Source organism: Pauljensenia sp. UMB1177, assembly GCF_030217965.1.
Classification (GTDB): Bacteria; Actinomycetota; Actinomycetes; order Actinomycetales; family Actinomycetaceae; genus Pauljensenia; species Pauljensenia turicensis_A.
Map to the genome: position 1 here is coordinate 92,629 of NZ_JASOOV010000001.1, position 22,329 is coordinate 114,957.

21 protein-coding genes, 1 tRNA gene and 1 pseudogene are annotated in these 22,329 nt (G+C 60.3%); 17 read left to right on the top strand and 6 right to left on the bottom strand.

The genetic code is table 11. The annotated features are described in order from the left end of the window. The first annotated feature begins 71 nt into the window (after positions 1-71). From QP442_RS00365 to nhaC, 8 genes are all read left to right on the top strand, one after another. Complete coding sequence (locus QP442_RS00365; RefSeq protein ID WP_103631546.1) at positions 72-767, top strand: FadR/GntR family transcriptional regulator; 696 nt, start codon at positions 72-74, stop codon at positions 765-767. Positions 768-895: 128 nt separating this feature from the next. Further along, positions 896-2,335: a four-carbon acid sugar kinase family protein gene (locus QP442_RS00370; protein ID WP_285069503.1), complete on the top strand. Its 1,440-nt coding sequence runs from the start codon at positions 896-898 to the stop codon at positions 2,333-2,335. Positions 2,336-2,402: 67 nt separating this feature from the next. Continuing rightward, positions 2,403-3,284, top strand: a complete 882-nt coding sequence (locus QP442_RS00375) for an NAD(P)-dependent oxidoreductase (RefSeq protein WP_103632072.1) — start codon at positions 2,403-2,405, stop codon at positions 3,282-3,284. 7 nt (positions 3,285-3,291) lie between these two features. Next, complete coding sequence (locus QP442_RS00380) at positions 3,292-4,662, top strand: GntP family transporter (RefSeq protein WP_103632073.1); 1,371 nt, start codon at positions 3,292-3,294, stop codon at positions 4,660-4,662. A gap of 256 nt (positions 4,663-4,918) precedes the next feature. Next, a complete protein-coding gene (locus tag QP442_RS00385) occupies positions 4,919-5,074 on the top strand; it encodes a hypothetical protein (protein WP_285067902.1) in 156 nt (51 codons plus the stop codon). Between the two features lie 36 nt (positions 5,075-5,110). Beyond that, the gene (locus QP442_RS00390) at positions 5,111-5,779 is read left to right on the top strand and encodes a helix-turn-helix transcriptional regulator (protein WP_103632075.1); all 669 of its coding nucleotides are present in this window, start codon (positions 5,111-5,113) and stop codon (positions 5,777-5,779) included. Further along, the gene (locus tag QP442_RS00395; RefSeq protein WP_103632076.1) at positions 5,779-6,966 is read left to right on the top strand and encodes a MalY/PatB family protein; all 1,188 of its coding nucleotides are present in this window, start codon (positions 5,779-5,781) and stop codon (positions 6,964-6,966) included. The genes QP442_RS00390 and QP442_RS00395 overlap by 1 nt, the downstream gene beginning before the upstream one ends. A gap of 23 nt (positions 6,967-6,989) precedes the next feature. Next, positions 6,990-8,453 (top strand): Na+/H+ antiporter NhaC, encoded by a 1,464-nt coding sequence (gene nhaC, locus QP442_RS00400; RefSeq protein WP_103632077.1) that lies wholly within the window; start codon positions 6,990-6,992, stop codon positions 8,451-8,453. Between the two features lie 408 nt (positions 8,454-8,861). Here the strand turns inward: nhaC and QP442_RS00405 are convergent. Next, positions 8,862-8,935, bottom strand: a tRNA-Ile gene (locus QP442_RS00405). Between the two features lie 163 nt (positions 8,936-9,098). Between QP442_RS00405 and QP442_RS00410 the strand changes: the two genes are divergently transcribed. Both QP442_RS00410 and QP442_RS00415 read left to right on the top strand, forming a co-directional pair. Next, positions 9,099-9,263, top strand: a complete 165-nt coding sequence (locus QP442_RS00410) for an IS3 family transposase (protein ID WP_285067989.1) — start codon at positions 9,099-9,101, stop codon at positions 9,261-9,263. A 207-nt stretch (positions 9,264-9,470) separates the two neighbouring features. Next, positions 9,471-9,956, top strand: coding sequence for an ABC transporter permease (locus tag QP442_RS00415; protein WP_103632078.1), 486 nt, complete (start codon positions 9,471-9,473; stop codon positions 9,954-9,956). Positions 9,957-10,400: 444 nt separating this feature from the next. Here QP442_RS00415 and QP442_RS00420 read toward each other — a convergent pair. From QP442_RS00420 to QP442_RS00435, 4 genes and pseudogenes are all read right to left on the bottom strand, one after another. Beyond that, positions 10,401-10,952 (bottom strand): annotated as a pseudogene (locus QP442_RS00420) (DUF2800 domain-containing protein); the annotation flags it as partial. Then, entirely contained in the window at positions 10,942-11,334 is a 393-nt protein-coding gene (locus tag QP442_RS00425; RefSeq protein WP_219810889.1) for a hypothetical protein, read from the bottom strand. The pseudogene QP442_RS00420 and the gene QP442_RS00425, both read right to left, overlap by 11 nt. Then, positions 11,331-11,471, bottom strand: a complete 141-nt coding sequence (locus tag QP442_RS00430; protein WP_285067896.1) for a hypothetical protein — start codon at positions 11,469-11,471, stop codon at positions 11,331-11,333. The genes QP442_RS00425 and QP442_RS00430 overlap by 4 nt, the downstream gene beginning before the upstream one ends. Before the next feature lie 168 nt (positions 11,472-11,639). Further along, positions 11,640-12,200: an RNA polymerase sigma factor gene (locus QP442_RS00435; RefSeq protein WP_103632079.1), complete on the bottom strand. Its 561-nt coding sequence runs from the start codon at positions 12,198-12,200 to the stop codon at positions 11,640-11,642. 417 nt (positions 12,201-12,617) lie between these two features. On the opposite strand from QP442_RS00435, the gene QP442_RS00440 reads away from it, so the two are divergent. From QP442_RS00440 to QP442_RS00465, 7 genes are read left to right on the top strand one after another with little or no spacing between them, the layout of a single operon-like run. After that, positions 12,618-13,757, top strand: a complete 1,140-nt coding sequence (locus QP442_RS00440) for an ABC-three component system protein (protein ID WP_103632080.1) — start codon at positions 12,618-12,620, stop codon at positions 13,755-13,757. Then, positions 13,741-13,968 carry an ABC-three component system middle component 7 gene (locus QP442_RS08670; RefSeq protein ID WP_103632081.1) on the top strand — a complete coding sequence of 76 codons (228 nt, stop codon included), beginning with the start codon at positions 13,741-13,743 and terminating at the stop codon, positions 13,966-13,968. Before QP442_RS00440 ends, QP442_RS08670 begins: the two co-directional genes overlap by 17 nt. Next, entirely contained in the window at positions 13,958-15,640 is a 1,683-nt protein-coding gene (locus tag QP442_RS00445) for a DUF2326 domain-containing protein (protein ID WP_103632082.1), read from the top strand. Before QP442_RS08670 ends, QP442_RS00445 begins: the two co-directional genes overlap by 11 nt. Then, positions 15,640-15,852 carry a helix-turn-helix domain-containing protein gene (locus QP442_RS00450; protein ID WP_103632083.1) on the top strand — a complete coding sequence of 71 codons (213 nt, stop codon included), beginning with the start codon at positions 15,640-15,642 and terminating at the stop codon, positions 15,850-15,852. Before QP442_RS00445 ends, QP442_RS00450 begins: the two co-directional genes overlap by 1 nt. Before the next feature lie 3 nt (positions 15,853-15,855). Beyond that, positions 15,856-19,032 (top strand): type I restriction endonuclease subunit R, encoded by a 3,177-nt coding sequence (locus QP442_RS00455; RefSeq protein WP_219810891.1) that lies wholly within the window; start codon positions 15,856-15,858, stop codon positions 19,030-19,032. A 17-nt stretch (positions 19,033-19,049) separates the two neighbouring features. Continuing rightward, complete coding sequence (locus QP442_RS00460; RefSeq protein ID WP_285067893.1) at positions 19,050-20,678, top strand: HsdM family class I SAM-dependent methyltransferase; 1,629 nt, start codon at positions 19,050-19,052, stop codon at positions 20,676-20,678. Beyond that, entirely contained in the window at positions 20,671-21,237 is a 567-nt protein-coding gene (locus QP442_RS00465) for a restriction endonuclease subunit S (protein WP_181002099.1), read from the top strand. The genes QP442_RS00460 and QP442_RS00465 overlap by 8 nt, the downstream gene beginning before the upstream one ends. Here the strand turns inward: QP442_RS00465 and QP442_RS00470 are convergent. Beyond that, positions 21,195-22,325: a restriction endonuclease subunit S gene (locus QP442_RS00470; protein WP_285067891.1), complete on the bottom strand. Its 1,131-nt coding sequence runs from the start codon at positions 22,323-22,325 to the stop codon at positions 21,195-21,197. The two genes, QP442_RS00465 and QP442_RS00470, sit on opposite strands and share 43 nt — an antisense overlap. Between the last annotated feature and the right edge of the window lie 4 nt (positions 22,326-22,329).

Sequence of the window (22,329 nt, forward strand, 5' to 3'; positions counted from 1 at the left end):
GACGTTCGCCCCAGAAGGCTCAGAGGCCCCTCCTCATCTATGGGAGAATCCTAATGAGCGAAGGAGGGGACATGCGCAAGGACTTGGTCGAACAGGTCGTCGACACCGTGATCGACAGGATCGTCGAGGGCGCGTACCGCGAGGGCGACGCCCTGCCCGGCGAGGTCGACCTGGCGAAGGAGCTCGACGTCTCCCGCCTCACCGTCCGCGAGGCCGTGAAGGTCCTCAAGGATCGGGGGGTCCTCGAGGTGCAGCAGGGACGCGGCACCTTCCTCGCGCCGCGGACCCGGTGGACCGATCTGTCGACGGTCATTGCGCTGACGATGCGCGAGTCCTCGCCGCGCGACGCCGGACTCCGACTCGTCGAACTGCGACGGATGATCGAGGTCGGGGCCGCAGGTCTCGCCGCGCGCAACCGCACGGAGGAGGACCTCGAGGCCCTCGAGTCCCTGCTCGAGCGGATCGACGAGGCCACGGCGGCCGGGGACATCGAGGCGAACGTCGATGCGGACCTCGATTTCCACAGGCGCATCCTCCTGGCGAGCGCGAATCCCTTCATGCCGGTCGTGCTCGCCCCCCTCACCCAGGCGCTTCACGAGTCCCGCTTCGTCACGGCCTCGCAGCCCGAAGTGCGCAGGCGGGCCCAAGACCACCACCGGGCGATCCTCGACGCGATCCGTTCGAAGGACGAGGAGGCGGCGAAGGACGCGATGCGCTCGCACATGACGCAGACGCGGCTCGATCTTCTCGCGAACACGGCCGAGTAGGAACGGAATCCGCAAGTCCTCAGAGGACTACTTGCGCGCACGCCGATGCGTGGCGTATAGTGACACCAGTCCTCAGAGGTCTGAGCAATGGTGCTCGGATGAGAGGGCCCGAATCCCGAAGGAGTGTCATGCCGCTCATCAGTCGCGACGAACTCGTCGCAGGGCTCCCCCCGCAAGCCCCCGTCTCCCCCACCGACGTCGACGCCGCCCGCGCCTCCGCCGCCCGGCGCCCCGTCCTCGTCGTCCTCGATGACGACCCGACGGGCACCCAGTCCGTCGCAGATCTGCCCGTCCTCACCGCATGGGAGGAGGCTGACTTCGACTGGGCCCTCGCGACGGGCTCCCCCGCCGTCTACGTGATGACGAACTCGCGCTCCCTCGCCCCCGCCGACGCGGAGCGCGTCAATCGCGAGGTCGTCGCCTCCGCCCTCGCCTCAGCGAAACGCCTCGGCATCGAGGTCGATTTCGTCTCCCGCTCCGACTCGACGCTCCGCGGCCACTTCCCCCTCGAGCCCGACACGATCGCCGCCGCCCTCGAGGAGAACGGCGAACGCGGAGTCGACGGGGTCGTCCTCGTCCCCGCCTTCCCCGAGGCCGGGAGGATCACCCTGCGCGGGATCCACTACGCCGGATCCGCCGAAGCGGGCTACGTCCCCGCCGCCGAGTCCGAGTTCGCGAAGGACAACACCTTCGGGTACGCCCATTCGACGATCGCGGACTGGGTGGAGGAAAAGACAGGCGGCCGCACCCCGGCCGGGCGGGTCCTCCTCATCGACATCGAGACCCTGCGCACCGACCCCGATCGGACGGTCGAGATCCTGAGGAGCGCACGGGATTCGCAGCCCATCGCGGTCGACGTCGTCGAGGCCTCGGACCTGCGAGCCCTCGCCCTCGCCCTCATCCGCGCCGAGGAGGCCGGCTCGCGCTTCGTCTACCGCGTCGGCCCGCCCTTCGTCCGCGAGCGCATCGGGCAGATCGCCCACGAGCCGCTCACCTCCGAGGAGATCGCGCAGTCGCGCTCCGGGAGGATCCCGAGCGCCGGTGGCCTCGTCGTCGTTGGCTCGCACGTCGGCGTCACCGCCCGCCAGCTCGACCGGCTCACCGCGAGGTCCGAGGCCGAGGTGCTCGTCCTCGATTCTGCGCGGATCATCACCGGCGACCGCGCGGAGGAGCACATCCGCGAGCTCGTGGAGAAGGCCGCCGCCGCCCTCGAGACGAACACGATCATCCTGCGCACCTCGCGCGCGATGCTCTCCGGATTCGATGCGGACACCGCCCTCGCCCAGGCGCGCGCGATCTCCGCGGCGATCGTCGCCGTCGTTCACGGCGTCGTCGAGCGGGTCACTCCCCGATTCGTCGTCGCGAAGGGCGGGATCACCTCCTCCGACGTCGCCTCGAAGGGCCTCGAGATCCGGCGCGCCCGAGTCATCGGACCGATGCTCCCCGGCATCGTCTCCCTCTGGTCCTCCGTCGACGGGATCGCCGCCGGCGTCCCCTACATCGTCTTCGCGGGCAACGTCGGCACCGACGAATCCCTCGCGGATGTCGTCGAGAAGCTCGAGAAGTAGCACCTTCATCCCCGTCCGGCCGCGGACGACGAGGTCTGCGGCCCCCAACTTCAAGGAGAGAACACCCATGTCGAAGCGAATCGCCGTCCTCGGTCTCGGAGCGATGGGACTGCCCATGGCCTCCCATCTCGCCAAGACCTTCGAGGTCACCGGATTCGACCCCTTCGAGGAGCGCCGCGCCCTCGCCGCCGAGCACGGCGTCGCCGTCGCCGACTCCGCCCCCACGGCCGCCTCCGGCGCGGACTTCGTCCTCATCGCCGTGCGCAACGCCGCCCAGCTCGAGGAGGTCCTCCACGGGCCCTCCGGCGTCGTCCCGGTCCTCGAACCCGGAGCCGCGATCATCCTCACCTCCACCGTCGGCGCCGAGGCCGTCGAGGCCGAGGCCGATCGCCTCGCCGAAACGGGCATCGGCCTCGTCGACGCACCCGTCTCCGGTGGCCCCGTCCGAGCCGGGGAGGGCGACCTCCTCGTCACCTGCGGCGCGACCCCCGAGGTCTGGGAAGTCGCGAGGCCCGTCCTCGACGAGATGGCGGGAACTCTCGTCCTCGTCGGCGACGCCCCAGGCAAGGGGCAGTCGATGAAGACCGTCAACCAGCTCCTGTGTGGCGTCCACATCGCCGCCGCCGGAGAGGCGCTCGCCCTCGCGGGGAAGCTCGGGCTCGATCAGAGGATGGTCCTCGACGCGCTCATGGCCGGCGCCGCCCAGTCCTTCATGCTCGGCAACCGCGGGCCCCGCGCGATCGAGGCGTGGGAGGGCGTCGAACCCGAGGTGTGCTCGCGACTCGATATCTTCGTCAAGGACATGGGCATCGTCACCTCCGCCGCGAAGCGCGCGGGCATCGCCGTTCCCGTGGCCGCCGCCGCCGAACAGCTCTACATCCTCGGCAATGCGCAGGGGCGCGGCGGGGACGACGACTCCACCGTCATCCGCGTCGTCTCCGCCAGGTGAGGTTCACATGAGCACCGGAATCCTCCTCGGGATCGCCGTGGGCGCGATCCTCGTCCTCCTCCTGCTCGTCATCCAGCTGAAGATGTCCGCCTTCGTGGCGATGCTCCTCGTGTCGCTCGGCACCGCCCTCGTCACCGGCATCGCGCCGGAGGAGGTCGTCGGCACACTCCAGAAGGGCATGGGCAACACCCTCGGCTCCGTGATGATCGTCGTCGGCCTAGGCGCTATGCTCGGCCGGATCATCGAGACCGCCGGGGGCGCGGACGCCCTCGCGCTCGCCTTCACGAAGAAGCTCGGCGCGAAGCGCGTGATCGGCGCGGTCGTCGCCGCCGCCTTCGTCCTCGGCATCCCCGTCTTCTTCGACGTGGCCTTCATCATCCTTGCGCCGATCGTCTTCGGCTTCGCGCGCATCGCGGGCATCAACCCGATGAGGATCGGGCTTCCGGTCGCAGGGGTCCTCCTCACCGTGCACGTCGCTATGCCTCCCCACCCCGGCCCCGTCGCGGCCGCCGGCATCACCGGCGCGGACACCGGCATGATGATCCTCGTCGGCCTGCCGATCTGCGCAGCGACCGCGTTCATCGGCCACTTCGCGGCGAAGCTCATCGACGTCGAGAAGTACGAGCTCGGTGACTCCCCCGCCTCCGCCCACATCGGCTCCGTCGGCTCCGCGGGCTTCGAGGGTGCGCTCGCCGTCGGCAGGAAGGCGATCCCCGCCGGGCTCGTCGTCCTGCTCATCCTCCTGCCGATCGTGCAGATCATGGGTGGCACCGTCTCGAACATGCTCCTCGCCGACGGACCCACCCGGAAGTGGATGGGCCTCATCGGCTCCTCCCTCGTGGCCCTCCTCGTCGCCGTCATCGTCGCGTCCATCGCGGTTGGGCACCACCAGGGGTGTAACCTCGAGAAGCGTGGCTCCGTCCTCGACTCAGCGCTCCCGGACGTCGCCGTCATCGTCTTCGTCACCGGCGCGGGCGGCGTCTTCGCCTCGGTCCTCGTTGCCTCGGGCATCGGCGATGCTCTGTCGACCTCGCTCGTCGCGATGCGCATGCCGTTGATCCTCGCGGGATTCCTCATCAGCGCCGCGCTCCGCGCCTCGCAGGGCTCGGCGACCGTCGCGATCCTCACCACCGCGGGCCTCCTCGCCCAGCCGATCGCCGATGCGGGCTACTCGCCCCTCCAGACGATGCTCGTCACCCTCGCCATCGGCTTCGGCGCTCTGGGACTCTCGCACATCAATGACTCCGGATTCTGGATCGTCACGAAGTACCTCGGTCTGTCCGTCAAGGACGGCCTCAAGACCTGGACGCTCCTCTCGACGGTCCTCGGCCTCACGGGCTTCCTCCTCACGTGGGGAGTCTTCGCCCTCGTCGGGTGATCCGTTCGACGTCCCTCCCCCTCGGTCAGCCGTGGTCGCCCCCGTACAATCGGAGGCGACCACGGCTGATCGGTCGCTCGAACACTATCCGCGCGCGCTCCGCGCCTCGACATGCGCGATCGACTGCCACCCATCCCCGTCAGAGACCGGGAGAGCCCGGGAGTCCCGGGAAACAAGGCGGATCGTAACCGACACGACTCACGAGGGTGCGGCCGCGCCCGAGAAGGACCAGGCCATCGAGACGACCCCCACAGCGGTGCCCGTCGAGTACTCCGTCAGAGTCGTCCGACTCGGCGACATCGTCCCCGTCGCCGTCGAGCCGGAGGCCGCTCCGGACATCACCGATTCGGGCAACGAAGCACAGACACAATTTTTTCAACAGTTTGTTGACGCGAACCTATTGAGTCACTAAGATAAACGATTAAAGCGTCAAAGCCGGAGGTTCTGCATGACTGCTTCACCGTCGAAGCTAAACGAGCACGATCAGATTATCTCCACCCTTCAACAGCTGGTTGAACCAATGAAAGCAACACTTGTCGGACCCGCCGAGGTCATCGTTCACGATCTCACTCGGCTCCCGAATTCAATCGTCGCGATTGGCGGCGATGTCACCGGTCGATCGATCGGCGATCCGGCGACCGACAAGCTCCTTGACGCCGTCGCCTCCGGAAATCTGCGCACCAGCATCGGATACCGGACAACGTCTCCGAGCGGTAAGGAGCTTCTCTCAACAACCGCCATCATCCGCGACTCGACCAACCAGCCCGTCGCCGCCCTGTGCATCAACCGCGACATCTCCAGCTGGGAGATCCTTCATTCCCTCACAGGCGCGCTCGCGGGCCTCTCGCTCCCAATTTCCGCCGAAGAGGAGCAGGCGACGACCGAAGTCTTCGTTAGAGACGTCGACGAACTCGCGACGCTCCTCCTCTCACGGGCCGTTGCAGAGTCGGGGGTTCCCGTCGACGAGATGAGAAAAGAACACAAGGTCGAGGTCGTCCGACTCCTCAAAGCGAGGGGCTTCTTCCTCCTGCGGGATGCAGCGGAAATGGCCGCCGAAGCCCTCCACTGCACGCGATTCTCCATTTACAACTACCTTAACGAGACCGAGGGGGAATGATGACCACTACTGACGAGGACTTCAGCCGGCACCTGTCGCGCTGGGGCACGCATTCGGCGAAATGGGATCTGCTCGCCAAGGACCTCGGCGAGAACGCGATCGCCCTGTCCGTCGCGGACATGGAGTTCGTCTCCTGCCCCGAGGTCCGAGAGGCGATCGCCGACGCCGCCGCCCTCGGCGCCTACGGCTACACCGAGGTCTTCGACGACTTCGCCGAAGCCGCGACCGCGTGGATGACCCGCCGCCACGGATGGTCCTGCGAGGTCGAGGACGTCCACTTCTTCCCCCGAGTCGTCCAGTGCGTCGCCGCCCTCGTCGATCACGTCCTGCCGCGAGACGATCGACCGGTCCGCGTCGTCACGCTCGATCCGGCCTACTCGCCCCTCCTCGAGGTGTGCGAACGCGCGGGCACCGATCTCGTCCGCGTGCCCATGCGCGACACCGCGGCCTCCGCCTCGATCGACTGGGAGGCCCTCGAGGAGGCGCTCGCCGACGCGGACCTGCTGCTGTGGACGAACCCCCACAATCCGACGGGCAGGATCTGGAGCGCCGACGAGCAGCGCCGACTCGCCGAGCTGCTGCGCGAATGCCGCGCCCTCGTCCTCTCCGACGACATTCACTGCGACTTCGAGCGCCCCGGCGGGCAGCGCTACTCGGCCCTCGCCCGCGTCGCGAAGGACCTGTGGATGAGCGGACGGATCGTCCACTGCGCCTCTCCCGGCAAGACCTTCAACATCGCGGGCCTCGAAGCGACGGCGATCTGCGTCCACGGGCCCCTCGGCGCCGAGCTCGAGGCAGCGAAGAGGCGCATGGGTCTGCACAACCCGAATTACTTCGCCATCCCGGCGGCCATCGCCGCGTGGACGAAGGGCGACGCGTGGGTCGACGCCCTCGCGAAGGAGATCGACGCCAACCTCGAAGCCGCGAGGTCCCTCCTCGCGCGCCTCCTGCCGGAGGCGAGGGTTTCGGACCCGGACGGCACCTATCTCCTGTGGATCGACGCCTCCGCGTACATCGGCTCCGAAGCCGACCTCGTGCGCGCCGAGCGCGCCGCCTCCGTCACGGTCAGCCCGGGACCCGATTTCGGTCCCGCATACGATCGATTCTTCCGTATCAACACAGCACTCCCCCGTCAAGAACTCCTCGAGGGGATCACCCGGCTCGCCGGGGCGCTCACGAGGAACTGACGATCCACATCGAAAGGACAACGATGTCTCCTACAACCCCCACCGCCCCGGCGAAGGCCGAGCGCAGGACTCCGAGCCTGCTCCTCGCTGCAGTCCCGGTCATCACGCTGATCGTCCTGTTGGGAGGTGGCTACATCTTCGCTGAACTCCCGGTCGAGCCCCTCCTCATCGCCTCGGCTGTCGTCGCTGGCCTGGTCGCCTGGCGTCTCGGGTACTCATGGAACGAGATCATGGACTCGGTCGCGGAGAAGATCGCGAAGACGATGCCCGCGATCCTCATCCTCATCTCGGTCGGCCTCCTCATCGGCACGTGGATGGCGGGCGGCACGATCCCGATGCTCATCTACTACGGCCTGAAGATCATTGACCCGCAGTACCTCGCCGTGATCGCCCTCGTCGTCACCGCGATCGTCTCCCTGTGCACGGGCACCTCCTGGGGCTCCGCTGGCACGGTCGGCGTCGCCTTCATGGGCGTCGCGGTCGGCATGGACGCGAACCTCGCGATGGTCGCCGGCGCAGTCGTGTCGGGCGCCTACTTCGGAGACAAGCTCTCCCCCCTGTCGGACACGACGAACATCGCCTCGATGGCGACCGGCGTCAACCTCTTCACGCACATCCGCCACCTCCTGTGGACGACGCTTCCGTCCTTCCTCACGGCGGCCGTCGTCTATCTCCTCTTCGGCCTCGGCCTGTCCGGCGGCCAGGTCCCCGAGAAGGTCGGCACGATCCTCGGCACCCTCGATTCGGCATTCAACTGGAACCTCCTGCTCCTGCTGCCGGTGATCATCGTCCTGGGCGGTTCGATGTGGAAGAAGCCGACGATCCCCGTGATCCTCGTGTCCAGCGCGGTCGCGATGTTCAACGCCGTGGTCTTCCAGGGCATCTCCTTCAAGGACACGGTCGTCGCAGGCGTCAACGGCTTCGACGTCGAGATGGTCGGGAAAGCCGGATTCGATGCCTCGTCCGTCATCGAGGACGTCACGCGCCTCCTCAACCGCGGCGGCATGAACTCGATGATGTCGGTCCTGCTCATCTGTTTCTGCGCGATCACCTTCGCCGGCGTCGTCTCGGTCTCCGGTTCGCTCGACGTCCTCATCTCGAAGCTCCTCAAGCCGGTGCGCTCGACCTTCGGCCTCATCGCGGCGACGATCGTCACGGGCCTCGCGACGATCGGCATCACCTCGAACGGCCAGGTCTCCCTCCTTATCCCGGGCGAGATGCTCCGCGGCGAGTACGTGAAGCGCGGCCTCGACCCGAAGAACCTCTCGCGCACGATCGAGGACTCGGCGACCCTGTGGGAGCCGATCCTCCCCTGGACGTCTGCTGGCGCCTACATGGCGGGCACGCTCGGCGTCGCGACGCTCTCGTACCTGCCGTGGGCGGTGTGCAACTGGATCGCCATCGGCTTCGCCCTCCTGTGGGGCGCGACCGGCATCGGCATCGCGCGCCTGAGCGAGGAAGAGAAGGCAGCTCTCCAGGAGGCCTGAGCCTCCATCACACGCCACTCCTCGTAGACAGGAGTTGCGCAAATCGAGCGGGGTCCGAAGCGTCAGTTTCGGGCCCCGCTCGTCGGCGTTTGGGCTTCTCGCGTCGAAACGACGCTGATGGCAGGGCGGTCGATCTGTTCCGCACGAACTACCTCGAGGCCGTTCACAACGGCGCCGCGACCGTCACCTATCCTTACACCTGGTCAGGACACCTGGTCAGGCCCTGTGAACACAGGGGTCGCCAGCGGGCGTAAGGCTGGTAGGTCCGATAAGGGCAGGGTCCACTCCACTGTGGCGCACAGCTGGCTTCTTGGACGTTCCTGTCGAAGTGCTTGTTCCAGCTGAAGCCATTGAAAAAGCAAAGCGCCAGACCCTTTCGGGGTCAGGCGCGTGAGCTTATTGGAGGAGTGCCCCAAGTCGGGCTTGAACCGACGACCGACGGATTATGAGTCCGTTGCTCTGACCGACTGAGCTATTGGGGCTTTCAAAGACTACCATCTCAAGACGCCACCTTCAGTTCACGCCCGCTCGCGTGGCTCGGCGCTTTCACTTGCATCCCTCGCCCGGGAACGAGTTTCGCGATGAAGTCCGCGTTTCTCTCATTCACGAGGCCACGCACTTCCGCTCGTACCAGTTCACTGCCGGATTCCGGCTGGCCCCTGGACGCTCCCTTACGTCAGTGTTGATGAGCTTTACCGGGCCGTAGATGATTACATCTTCTGGTACAACAACACCCGGCTTCAAAAACGATTCAAGGGCCTGACCCCAATGCAATATCGGAATCAGACCCTTGAAACCCTAACCACCTAGAATTAAACCAGTCCAACTTTCGGGGCTAGTTCAGGTCTGTGGTCACTGAGCTTTGGAGCCCTCGCACATACGCCCCGAGTACCGACGAATCCGGATGGGTGGACGAGAAGTCGTCATATTTCATTGGCGGGTTGCCTGATAACGGGAAAGCAGCGTGATTGGTTTTTAGCCTGCGTGCTGTAGCACAAAACACTAGGAGGAGCGGGAATGTTGTACGTCGAAGCCATAGTGTTATGCCTAGTGTTTTGGCTGACGTGCTTCCTAGGTACTGGCACGGACGTAAAGAATGCTCAGAGCTTGTCCTCCTACCCAAGCGAAGCACAAGACGCAGTACACGGCAGGCCTGAGATTACAGATAACGCTGGAAAGAAAACCTCCCCAGCGCTCTCTTTCCTTTCCAGTCTTCCGGTGTTCAGCGTGGTTCTTTTCCTGGCGGGCTTGCCGGTAAAACAAGCAGGCTTTACCGGCAACTTTCTGAATGTTCTGTTTTTAGGGCAGGCGCTGAATCTGTTCGATTTGCTGGTGATTGACCTTCTCTGGTGGAGACATTCCAAGCGAGTACGTTTCACCGGCACGAAGAACAACCCCGAGCTTTACCGTAATCCACGTAAACATCTGGCATCGTTCGCCCGGGGAACCCTCCTGTTCACCCTCGTCGCCGTCCTAGATGGCTGGCTCCTATCCCTGCTCTAATCCTTCCGGTAATAAGAGCATTCATACCCGTCAGCAGCGAGGGGCAGGCCGGCAGCCCAACCAGGTAAAACGCACATGAATTGGCAGCCTGGGTCACGGTGAAGCTGGAGCCGATGGGTTCGTCGATGACAATCTCATCGTGGACATGCATGACAATCCGATGCCCCGCACGGGCGACGAGCCCCATCGCGTGGACAAGCAGATCTCGAGCTGTGGCTTGCACGATGTTCTCGACGAGTTTCCCTCCGTAGGTCTCCAACCGACCCCACTTCCTGCCCGTGGTGACACCACTGTAGGTGATTGACGTGCCGTCCCAACGGTTCTCACCCAGACGCGGCTTCACATACGCCAGCCTGCGCCCAGAGGGGATGATGAACAAGATGCCAGACTCGACCGAGAAGCGAAGGTTGCGCAGCCGGACGGGTCGGCGGTGATGATCGTCCGGGTGGAGACGTTCGAACGCCTGGGCGGGAAGATCGTCACCGCCACTTCGGCGATGTCATACATTGACCCGAACGCGTGCAGAGCGCCCAGCGCATAGAGCATCAACTGCGGATTGTTCAGGGCCTCGACGAGGACGCCTTGCCCGTATTTGAGATCGATGATCTGCAAGGTGGGTTCGGCGATGATCACGCAATCCCCGGTACCGAACCCGCCCGGCACCACGTGGGAGAAGTCGAGGCGCTGCTCGATGAGCACCTGCGTATCACCACAGGCCTCCCGCGCCAACGAGACGTACTCCTGGACGAAGGCGACGTAGTCGTCAGTGAAGGTTTCCATCTCGTCATCGATCCAGGTCGATTCGGGTTTGAAGCCCGGTGCTCGGTGGAGGGCGCGGCGGAGCTTCCACTCCGCCAGGGCGTGTGCGGCGGTGCCCTGCTCGGCAGCATCCGACGTGGAGCCGGGTTCACCGGATTCGAGCACCGCCGACGGCGTGCAGTTCAGCCACCGATGCGCACCCGACGCCGAGAGCAGAGCGTGCTGGTCAGGCATCAGCCAGCCCCCGCGCCTGCTCCAACAACCACGCGTACTTGCCAGGATCAACCTCGGAGAGCTTCGCCGCACCAGCCGCCTGAATCAGACGCCGAACTTCGGCGGTCTTACCAGCCTGCGACAGAGTGGACAAAGCAGTGCGCACCTCGACAAGCGACACCGGCGAGACGGCAGGAACCGAGTTCGCCTCGCCTTGGACTGACGGCTTTGCATCGGTTGATGGTGCTGCTTCTACTGGGATGGAGGGGCGGTCGCCGACGAGTGCATACTCGTCCTCGAAGCCCTCGTAGGCCTGTGCCTCGACCCACTTCGCGGCTTCAACAAGACCACGGTTGAGTTGGTTGATGCCATCGATGATCTGGTTCGCAATATGAACGGGGATCACTTCGCACCCCCATCTATGACGCCGACAGCTTCGGCGAGGTCGGTGAGGTCGTCGCGTTCAACAATGTGGAGTTCGTCGACGCTTTTACCCGGCAGCAGTACCACGACGCGGTCGGTGCCACCAAAGATGCGGCGCATCCACCTGCGCGGCAAACGCAGACGCCGCACCCCGACAACGGCGAACGCCCGTCGCCCTTAGTGACGTGGGCTGTGACAGTGTGATTCATGTTCTCGTGCCTTTCTCTGGGAGCCAGCACCGAGTCGGTATCGTCTGGCACCTAGAGGGCTTCGAACCCCGCCCGAATATCACCCCTCCTCCAGAAGCTCTTTGAGCGTCTTCTTCGAACGCGCAACAATGGCCGATACCCGCGACTGAGCGATCCCATACCGCGCGGCGGCCTCTTTCTGCGTCAACCCGACCACCGCGACGTCAAGCAACAGTGCGCAGTCACGGGCAGGCAAAGCATCGAGCGCCTGGCGAATAGCGAGCACGCCGATCAGATTGTCAGCCTCCGAGGACTGCTCCTGGTCGGCGAGGTAGCCTGTCGACGTCAACGCACCATCGACCACCGAGGTCTGCTGCTCGGTGCCATCCACTGTCTTGTGTCGGGTATGACGGAGGTGCTTCTTCGCCTGGTTGTATTCCGGCTTGTTGATCTCCTCAATGAGGATCTCCTGGGCATCTCGGCGCTCCACGCTCGCAGGGTCTGTGGAGGCGGTGCGGCGGCGCTGATAGTCGGTCTCGACAAAGACCGCGATCTCGTCTTCAGAGACCTCGACGGTCTCGTACCGACAAGGTGCCACTTCCTTGATGTTCTGGGTTCGTTCGTAACGGATAACGAGTTTGCGGGTGTTCTTGGGTGCCAAAGGTCTGGCCCTTCCTTGAGGAAGGGAGACCCGTTCGAGCGGTGTTCAGTTGTGCACGGATCTGGAGAAGTCGTTCGAAATCACTACGGCGAGCACCTATTGCAGGTACCCGCCGTAGCTACTCGAACATGTCTCCGGTTGATTCGTAGACAGCCCTGATTAGCTACGCCAGGGCGTACGGAGCAGTTGACGGTGGCCACCGCCCGCTACTCCGGACAACCAACACGCTCGCTTTTGCGTTCGCGGAGTTTTACTCCCCGAACGCCGAGCAGTAGGCATATAATCCGTAATGTCTACCACTCGTTGCCGAGTGAGTCAGCCGTCGAGAAACAGACTATTTTTCGGGGTTGCTCACGCAGGGAGATCGAGGGAGACCATCAAGGGAGAAACCGGGAGACTTCAAGATCGGATGTGTCAGTGAAGTTCTGTGACCTGCTGAAGTGTCTGCAACCGATTACGGGGAAGGGATCGAACGGTGCTGCGCAAGTTGCCGAAGTCATCTCGATGTTGACGAGCGTCCCAGAAGACAGGTGGAACACGCCTGCTGACCCGTCAACGCTCGCGACGGAAGAGACACGTCGCAAGATCTTCACCTCAGACACAGCGTTCACGAAGAAACTGGCGAATGCCATGTATGAGTGCCTCAACCTCGACAACTTCATCTCCGCCATCGATGAGCACCCAATACCCGCAAAGGAGCAGGTGCTTGCGAACCTTGGCCAGCACGGCATAACTGGCATCGACCTGTACGACCTCGGCTCAGAATGCGCACGGATCGCTCAAGACTTCCTCATCTCCAAGGCCAAAATCGCCGTCGCCCCTCAAGCCGCCGAGCGTGCGGTACAGCTTGCTTCCGCCAAGTCCAAGAACCGCAGCTCTTTGTACCTCCAAGCGCGCGGATGTGCTTCATGCCAACGTGACCTGAGCGTCCCGTCCGGTTCAGATCGCGCCGCAGTCTCGGAACTCGTGCTCATAGATGCCAACTGCCCGGAACCCGGTTTCAACGATTTCGTCGTGATGTGCCCACAATGCGCGACCAGTTACAGCGCGAACGCAAGCCAAGAAGAACAAACCAAGATGGCGGACGTTAAACAGAACTTGGTGAAACAAGAAGAACTGTTCCTCAAAGCGATGGCTCCTCTACGACTCGAGAGTGAGATCACCGCTCTCTTGGAAGAGGTCAGCCGCCTCAGTAGCGATGATCTCGACCACGCGAACATCAACCGCAACTACGATCCCGTTGATGTAGATGCGAAGATCACTCAGGACGTAGAACTCCTCCTTGAAGTCCGTGACGCGATGACAAACTACTACGCGACAGTCGAATCACGGATGAAGAACCTGGACGACCAAGATCACCTGAACTTCCAGCTTCTGTCGAACGATATGCGTGGCCGATACCTTGAACTTCAACAGGGCGGAAACACGCAAGCTCAAGTCTTCGACCAACTGACGAGCTGGGTGCAACAACGTACGAACAAGAGGCAACGTACGTGCGCTATCTTCGTTTCCTACTTCGTTCAGATCTGCGAGGTGTTCGATGCGCCTACCAAATAAGCTCTTCACCTTTGCCGAATCCACCCTCTCAGATCTCGCGCCAGTCCTGTCGCAGATAAGCCCTGATGGCACCGCAGTAACTGATCTCCAAGCGAACTGTACGAGTTTGCGCGACGACCCCCAGCGATTCATCGAGGCACTAACAGTGCTTTTTGCACTCAACCGAGTACAACTCGATGAAGAAACGGAGATGATTCACCGTGTTGACTGAGATCTACTGTGAGCAGTTCTCCGATGACGACGGGCGCAGCCGCCGCATTCGCTTCAACCCAGGACTCAACATCATCCGGGGTAGCCAGAACGCGGCGAACTCCATTGGCAAATCGACGCTCCTGCTCATCATTGACTACGCCTTTGGAGGCGATGATTTCATCAAGTCAGAAGCCGTGGAACCCTTCGCTGTTGGGCACCACACCATCTACTTCGCGTTCCGTTTCCAAAACACTCTCTGCCACTTCAGCCGTGACACTTCACGCCCAGGTTTCGTTCAGACGTACACGGACAGCGACTACCAACACGCGGGCGAAGAACTCACACTGAAGGATTTTCGAGAGTTCCTGAAATCCAACTATGAGCTAACCGACCCCGACCTGTCATGGCGAGGCGCGTTCGGGATCTTCTCCAGGATCACCAAAGACAGAGCGATCAACTACCTGAAACCTCTCAAGGCCGTCGCTGAGTCAGCTGATAGAGATGGCATCAAGGCGCTCGAGAAACTCTTCGACGTCTACCAACCTCTGAAAGCCCTCGAAGAAAGACACGCAGTAGCGCAAGAACAGCTAAATACGCTCAAGGCGGCAGCGAGGCTCGGGCTAAGTGACTACATCAAGTTGCGCACGGATAAGGAGTACAAGACGGCGCAACGTGAATTGGCGACGGCGCAGGAGAACTTGGCACAGTTACGCTCCCAAACTGATCAGCGACTTTTCGACGAGGACATGGCCAAGGCCGATGAGCGCTCGCAACTCAACGCTCAGCTTAGCCAGCTCGTCACCTACCGCAAAGACGTCTCAGCAAAACTTGCTGTGCTGGAGCGAACCCGTCGTGGTACCCCAGAAATCGACACCGAGGAAATCAACCAACTTGGCGTGTTCTTCCCTGACGCGAACATCGCGGCATTGCGTCAGATAGAAGGCTTCCATCGCAAGCTGACCGGAATACTAGACCGACAGCTCGATGAACAGCAGGCTCGTTACATCGAGATCGCCGAGGTGCTGGATGGGCAGATCAATCAGGTTCGTACCCAGATGGCCGCCATCAGCATTTCTTCGAACCTCAACGACCGAGAGCTTGCTGACGCCGGTCGGTATAACGCGACCATTCAACGCCTCACCGCTCAGATCGACGCCTTCGAGAAGACACAGGCCGCCAAAACAGAGGTCAAGGAAGCGGCTGAAGAACTCGCGAGCAGACGACCAGCGCTCTTGGGAGAAATGACCGGGAAGCTCAATCAGGCATTGGCCGATGGCAACAAGACAATCTACGGTGACAGTCAGAACCCTCCCGAGTTCAAGCTGAAAGAGGGAACCCAAGGTAATCAGACCTACCAGTTCGGCACACCAAGAGACAAAGGCGACGGCACCAAAGCTAAGAACCTCATTCTGTTCGATCTGTCAGTGCTTCAACTTACGAACCTGCCCGCAGTCATCCACGATTCAACGATCATCAAGAACATTGGAGACGAGCCGGTCGAAAAGATCATGCAGCTGTACGTGGAGAGTGAGAGATTCGGAAAGCAAGTGTTCGTTGCCTTCGACAAGCACCTGTCGTACACCGCTGCAACCCAAGCGACGGTTGAAAGCCACACGGTCATCGAGCTTGGCGAGGGCACGGCATCACTGTATGGGTGGGCATGGAACACAAAGGACGAGAGGGGCGAGTGATGAGACTCAGCTACAACAAGCTCTGGAAACTCTTGATTGACAAAGGCATGAACAAGACTCAGCTTCAGACCAAGGCGAAAATCTCGCCATCGACCATGGCGAAGCTCGGGCGAGGCGGCAACGTACAAACTGATGTACTCGTGCGTATCTGCGAGACCCTCGACTGCGACATCGCTGACATCGTCGAGGTTGTTGAAGGCGAAGGAGCCTAGATTATGGCACGAATGCGGACTTTTGATGAGGCGACCAGGGTGCAGATGCCAGCAATGGTTCATCTGACCAGGCTGGGGTACACCTACTTCGGGAAGCTCACCGAGGACATGGCCGGAACCGTCTATGACTCGGATACGAACATCCTCCTCGAAGTATTTAAGTCTCAGTTCGAGAAGCTCAACCCCGAGCATGCCGGCTGCGCCGACGAGGTGCTTCGTAGCATCCGGCAGGAACTCGATAACGACGACCTGGGTCGAAGCTTCTACAACCGTCTGGTCAGTTCAAGCCCAGTGAAGTTGGTTGACTTCGACAACCCCGCGAACAACACGTTTCATTTCACTGCTGAGTTCACGTGCAAGAACGGGCAGGACGAGTTCCGCCCGGACATCACCCTTTTTGTGAATGGTCTCCCTCTGTCTTTTGTGGAGGTGAAGAAGCCAAACAATCGGGGCGGCATGGTTGCGGAGAGCACGCGCATGAACCGTGGGCGTTTCCCGAATCGCAAGTTCCGCCGATTTATCAACATCACGCAGTTGATGATTTTCTCCAACAACATGGAGTACGACGCGGAGGGAGGCATCACACCTATCCAGGGCGTCTTCTACTGCACGGGCGCGCGCGGCAACACGAAGTTCTCTACCTTCCGTGAAGACAACCCAGCGGGGTCAGCCGAGGCACCTTTTCACGCCCAGTTCCCCTACGCAAAGGTCGATGACAACGTCGAGCGACAGATCTTGGCTGACTACAACGTTCAAGTCATTCGCACCACCCCTGAGTACGCCACAAATCTGAAAGAGAACACACCAACGAACCGGGTGCTCACTTCGATGGTGTCCCCAGAGCGGCTGCTGTTCCTTATCAAGTACGGGATCGCCTACGTGCGAATCGACCGTGAGATTGACGGAAAGATCGAATCCACCGATCAAAAGCACATCATGCGCTACCAACAGTTGTTCGCATCCTTGGCGGTACGTCAACGACTGGACGAGGGTGTAGCTTCTGGGGTCATCTGGCATACGCAAGGTAGTGGCAAGACAGCGTTGTCCTTCTACTTGAACAACGTGCTGACCGACTATTACGCGGCGCATAACAAAGTGGCAAAGTTCTACTTCATCGTTGACCGCCTCGACCTTCTGGAGCAAGCATCGCAAGAGTTCGAGGCGCGCGGCTTGGAAGTTAAGACCGCGAACTCACGTGCGGAACTGATGGAACAGTTCCGCACGAATCAATCACTCGAGGGCGACTCGGGACGGCGCGAAGTGACCGTTGTGAACATCCAACGGTTCGACGAGGACAAAACCAAGATCGACGCATCCGCCTATGCGACGAACCTGCAACGAGTGTTCATCATCGATGAGGCGCACCGAGGCTACAACCCGAAAGGTAGCTTCCTGGCAAACATGCTCGAATCTGACCCCAACTCGGTCAAGATCGCGCTCACTGGCACGCCGCTACTCAAAGATGAGCGCGCATCCTGGAAAGTCTTCGGTGACTACCTGCACACCTACTACTACGACAAGTCAATCCAAGACGGCTACACCCTCAAGATCATCCGCGAGGACATCGAGACCGCCTACCGGGACAAGCTCTCTGAGATCTACGACAGCCTCGACCATCTGGTACTCAAGAAAGAGGTCAGCAAGAAGGAAATCGTCGAACACGAGCACTACGTCAAAGAACTGCTCCGTTACGTCATCACCGACTTCAAGCGTTTCCGCACGATCAACGGTGACGACAGCCTTGGCGGCATGGTGATCTGCGAGACCAGCCAACAAGCTCGGAATCTCGCCGCGTACTTCGATGAAATCCAAGCCGAACTCAACGCAACGAGTAGCAACCCGTCGAAACTACGTGCTGGACTGATCCTGTTCGACAGCGATGACAAGGACACTCAAAAGCAGATCATCAAAGACTTCAAGAAGAACTACACCGTAGACATCTTGATCGTCTTCAACATGCTTCTCACCGGGTTCGACGCACCCCGGCTCAAACGTCTGTACCTCGGTCGAAAGCTCAAAGACCACAACCTGCTCCAAGCGCTGACGCGCGTCAACCGCCCCTACAAAGACCACAAGTACGGGTACGTAGTGGACTTCGCAGACATCAAGCAGAACTTTGACGAAACCAACGCGGCCTACCTCAAAGAACTCAACAAGTTCAACGACCCGGACGAAACGGGAGAGGACGGGCGCGCCGCGATTGAACAAGTAATTGAGGATCCCGCTGCGCTCGTCGCTCAAGTACGCGAGGCCAGGAACATCCTCTTCACTTACGATCTCGATAACGCTGAAGAATTCAGCCGCCAGATCGCAGGGATCGACGAGAAAGAGACACTCGTTGAACTCCGGAAGGCCTTGCAGTCAATCCGTGAAGGCATGAACCTCGCGCGCACCTTCGGCGACGATGATCTCAAGGCCACGATGGAGCGAATGAACATTGAGAAGCTCCCTTCCCTGCTCTCCGAAGTTGAGAACGCCATCGGTATCCTCAACCAGAAAGAAGCGTTCACTAGCACCGATGAAACCCGACGGGTCATCAACGAGGCGATGCTCGACATTGAGTTCAAGTTCCGGCTAAAGAACGAAGAGGAACTGAACATACTCGCCGGTGCAGGCGACAAGTTCCAAGCGAAGTGGAGGCGCGCGATCCACGAGTTCACAGCGAATATCGACCAAGAAGACCCGGAGTTCGTTACCCTCCGCGACGCCTTCATGCACCGGTTCAAAGAACGTGGCTTCGTCATCGACTCGATGAGCGCTTTCGACGAGGAAGACCGTGCCCTCGACCAGGTCATGGATCGCCTCATCGAGATCAAGCGTCGCAACAATGCCTTGCTGCGTCGATACAACGGCGACCCGAAGTTTGTGCGCGTTCACAAACGCATTCGGGAGGAGGGTGAGCAGCGCCGCAGGTCAGGGCAGCCACCTATGGGGTTTGAATATGACGAGGAACTCGTCGAGTTCCTAACTGTCGTGAAGAACGAGATTGACTACAAGATCTACGAGCGAGCCGACATTCTGAGAACCGATGGGTACTTCTCCCAGGTCGTGATGCGGACTCTGGCTCTAGGTCTAGCAGAACTCAACCTCAACGGCACCCGAGCCGACAAGACGTTCATGCAAGAACGCATCACCCGCCAATACCGCGACCAGTACACCGGCGCACACACGATTGCATGATGAAAGGATCAAACTTCGTGAGCCAAGACATCAAGAGGGATACCGCTGAACTCATCGACGCCCTCAAGGCGACCTGTCAAACGTACGGTCTGGGTAACGACGGCAATGAGTACAAGATCATCACACAGGTGTTCTTGTACAAGTTTCTCAATGACAAGTTCGGCTACGAGATCAAGAAGCTCAGCCCCGCGCTTGCAGATGCTGACCAGTGGGAAGTTGCCTACGCCCAAATGAGCGAGGACGACCGTCTCGATCTGCTTGATCTGCTCTCCCCTGACGTGCCACGTCTGAAGCCTGAACACCTCATCGCGAACCTGTGGAACCAGCAAGCCAAGGGCGAGTTCGACGCGATCTTCGACGCAATCATGCTGGACATCGCAAATGACAACATCGAAATCTTCTCGACCCAAACCACTGAACGCACCAAGATCCCCTTGTTTGAGCGACTCACCGTCTACGTCACCGATGATGCACAACGCGCGGCGTTCGCCAGAGCGCTTATAGATAAGCTGGTGAACTTCTCGTTCGAGGATTCTTTCAAAGAGCACTACGACTTCTTCGCCGCAGTGTTCGAATACCTGATCAAGGACTACAACACCGCCGGTGGAGGCAAGTACGCCGAGTACTACACTCCACACGCCATCGCCACCATCATGGCCAGGCTACTCGTTGGAGACGAACACGACCTCTACAACGTCGAGTGCTACGACCCGTCAGCCGGAACCGGAACGCTCCTCATGGCGCTCAGCCACGCAATCGGTGAAGACCGATGCACGATCTTCGCCCAGGACATCTCCCAGCGCAGCAACAAGATGCTCAAGCTGAACCTCATCCTCAACTCGTTGGTCTCGTCACTGGATCACGCGGTTCAGGGCGACACGCTCACCCAGCCGTATCACAAGAGCGACGACGGATCCGAGCTGCGACAGTTCGACTACGTGGTGTCGAACCCACCCTTCAAAATGGACTTCTCGGACACCCAAGAGAGACTGTCCGCGATGCCTGAACGTTTCTGGGGCGGAGTGCCGAAGGTTCCCGCAAAGAACAAAGACAAGATGGCGATCTATCCGCTGTTCATCCAGCACGTCATCAACTCCCTCAAATCGGAGGGCAAAGGCGCAATCGTCGTACCCACAGGTTTCCTGACCGCCAAAACCGGCGTCGAGAAGAACGTGTTGCACCACCTGATCGACGACCGCATCGTCTACGGCGCAGTCAGCATGCCATCGAACGTGTTCGCCAACACCGGCACCAACGTCTCCGTACTATTCTTCGACAAATCGGGTAACAGTGACAACGTCACCTTGATTGATGCATCCAAACTCGGTGAACTCTACAAAGAAGGCAACATCCAAAAGCGTCGCCTCCGCGCAGAGGAGATCGATCAGATCGTCGAGACATTCACCAAACAAGAAGCTGTGGACGACTTCTCCGTAATCGTCAGCTACGACGACATCAAAGAAAAGAACTACTCCCTCGCAGCAGGCCAGTACTTCGACGTCAAGATCGAGTACGTCGACCTTACCCCCGAAGAGTTCCAAGCCCAAATGGCCGAATACCAAGCCACGCTCCAAAACCTCTTCTCAAAGAGCGCGAGCCTGCAAGACGAAATCATGACGGGACTGCGAGGGGTTGACTTTGCGTAAGACAACACTCAAAGACTTGTTTTCAATAGAGCAAGGGTATGCCTTCAAAAGTTCCAGATACGTGAAAAATGGCAAGTATGTGCTCTGCACTCTCGGGAACATCAGTGAAGACAACAACTTCAAGTTCAATCCCAGTAGAGCTAACTATTATCCAGATGAATTCCCGCATCGATTCATCCTTGAGGCAGGTGATCTGATCTTGCCGCTCACCGAGCAAGCGGTCGGGCTGTTTGGAAACTCTGCCTTCATACCTCAGACTGACGAATTCCATTTCGTTCTGAACCAACGCGTAGGCAAGATCGTGCCCAAGTCTGGCGTTAGCAAGCGCTATCTGCATTACCTGTTGTCGACAGGCTTAGTCAGACAGCAGATTGAAGCTACTGCATCTGGAACAAGCCAACGCAACACATCCCCCGAAAAGATTTACGGGGTGACGGTGTGGGTTCCCTCTGAGTCCGCTCAAGAGTCAATAGGTGACTTCCTGTTCAACATTGAGGAACAGATCAATGTGAACAATCAGGTAAACGATAATTTATCTGAACTGGCCACCGTCGCTTGACCGTTCATCAGCATCGGCAGTAGCCAGTCGCGTAACTCCTGCAGCTGTCGATTTTCCCGCAAGTTCTCTGAGATCATCGTCATTGCGGGTACTGCAACGGCATTGAACACATTCAGTTCAGCGTCTGACGGTATGTAGATCGGGCGCTTCTTCAACAGCGGCTTTTGCAAGTGGCGCAGACCGGTGCCCAGGAAGTACTTCTGGTCAAGTTCCGGCGAAATCGCCTGCAACAGCAAATATGCATAGTCCGCGAGGTCATCGCGAGCGGTGATAGCCCAAGTGTCCGTGGAGTAGGCCATCTCGCCTACGTAGAACTTCACGTCTGCATTGCCACCAGTATTCAGTAGTAGGTTGCGACCACCGGCCAGCGGCTCATCCCAACGCAAGACCGAAGCGCCGCTCGTGAAGAACGGGTAGCGACCGGCTATATCCTTCGCATCTCTCACCTGCACTTGAGACTTTGGTAGCTCGATCAACACATCAGACAGTTCGCCGTTCGGATCCTTGCGGAAGAACTGGTGCATGAACTGCGACAGCGCCATCGCCTGTAAATTATCGTTTACCTGAACGTTTGTGGCGATCGCTACATCTAACGAGTCAAGGAGGTCGACAATGGCTTCTTGCTCGTCTTTTGGCGGGTAGGAAAGTGGAATCGCCGAGACGATTCCAGAGTTCAAGTTCGGCATGTTGGAGCCAACAGCATGTTGGACTACCCATTGTCGAGTCTCTGGGCGGTTCAGGTAAAAGGACGCGAACTTGGGCATAACCTCAGGCGAGGACACGCGGATACGCATGCAACCCGTACCGCAAATCATGTCTGTATCGTTGGCGGTCACAAAGGCGTGTTTCTCAACGTCACCTCTTCGTGCATAGATGATGTCATCCTGCGTCACGCGATATCGACTAAGACGTTCTGTATCCTCTTCGCCAATTCTCGCGATGTCTTGGTAGTCAACGGTTCGGTTGCCGATATTTTGCGGCATCAAGACGGCGGTTCCGGAGGGTTTATAGTCAGATTTGTGGAGCGCACTTCCGAAAGGGCCAGTAATGATCTCTGCAACTTCTCCGAGGGTCGTTGCTTTCCACATGCCA

Excerpts from the sequence above, each read along its gene's own strand:
- QP442_RS00365 (WP_103631546.1), top strand. The coding sequence starts at position 72 with ATGCGCAAGGACTTGGTCGAACAGGTCGTCGACACCGTGATCGACAGG.
- QP442_RS00370 (WP_285069503.1), top strand. The coding sequence starts at position 896 with ATGCCGCTCATCAGTCGCGACGAACTCGTCGCAGGGCTCCCCCCGCAA.
- QP442_RS00375 (WP_103632072.1), top strand. The coding sequence starts at position 2,403 with ATGTCGAAGCGAATCGCCGTCCTCGGTCTCGGAGCGATGGGACTGCCC.
- QP442_RS00380 (WP_103632073.1), top strand. The coding sequence starts at position 3,292 with ATGAGCACCGGAATCCTCCTCGGGATCGCCGTGGGCGCGATCCTCGTC.
- QP442_RS00390 (WP_103632075.1), top strand. The coding sequence starts at position 5,111 with ATGACTGCTTCACCGTCGAAGCTAAACGAGCACGATCAGATTATCTCC.
- QP442_RS00395 (WP_103632076.1), top strand. The coding sequence starts at position 5,779 with ATGACCACTACTGACGAGGACTTCAGCCGGCACCTGTCGCGCTGGGGC.
- nhaC (WP_103632077.1), top strand. The coding sequence starts at position 6,990 with ATGTCTCCTACAACCCCCACCGCCCCGGCGAAGGCCGAGCGCAGGACT.
- QP442_RS00415 (WP_103632078.1), top strand. The coding sequence starts at position 9,471 with ATGTTGTACGTCGAAGCCATAGTGTTATGCCTAGTGTTTTGGCTGACG.
- QP442_RS00430 (WP_285067896.1), bottom strand. The coding sequence starts at position 11,471 with ATGCGCCGCATCTTTGGTGGCACCGACCGCGTCGTGGTACTGCTGCCG.
- QP442_RS08670 (WP_103632081.1), top strand. The coding sequence starts at position 13,741 with ATGCGCCTACCAAATAAGCTCTTCACCTTTGCCGAATCCACCCTCTCA.
- QP442_RS00450 (WP_103632083.1), top strand. The coding sequence starts at position 15,640 with ATGAGACTCAGCTACAACAAGCTCTGGAAACTCTTGATTGACAAAGGC.
- QP442_RS00455 (WP_219810891.1), top strand. The coding sequence starts at position 15,856 with ATGGCACGAATGCGGACTTTTGATGAGGCGACCAGGGTGCAGATGCCA.
- QP442_RS00470 (WP_285067891.1), bottom strand. The coding sequence starts at position 22,325 with ATGTGGAAAGCAACGACCCTCGGAGAAGTTGCAGAGATCATTACTGGC.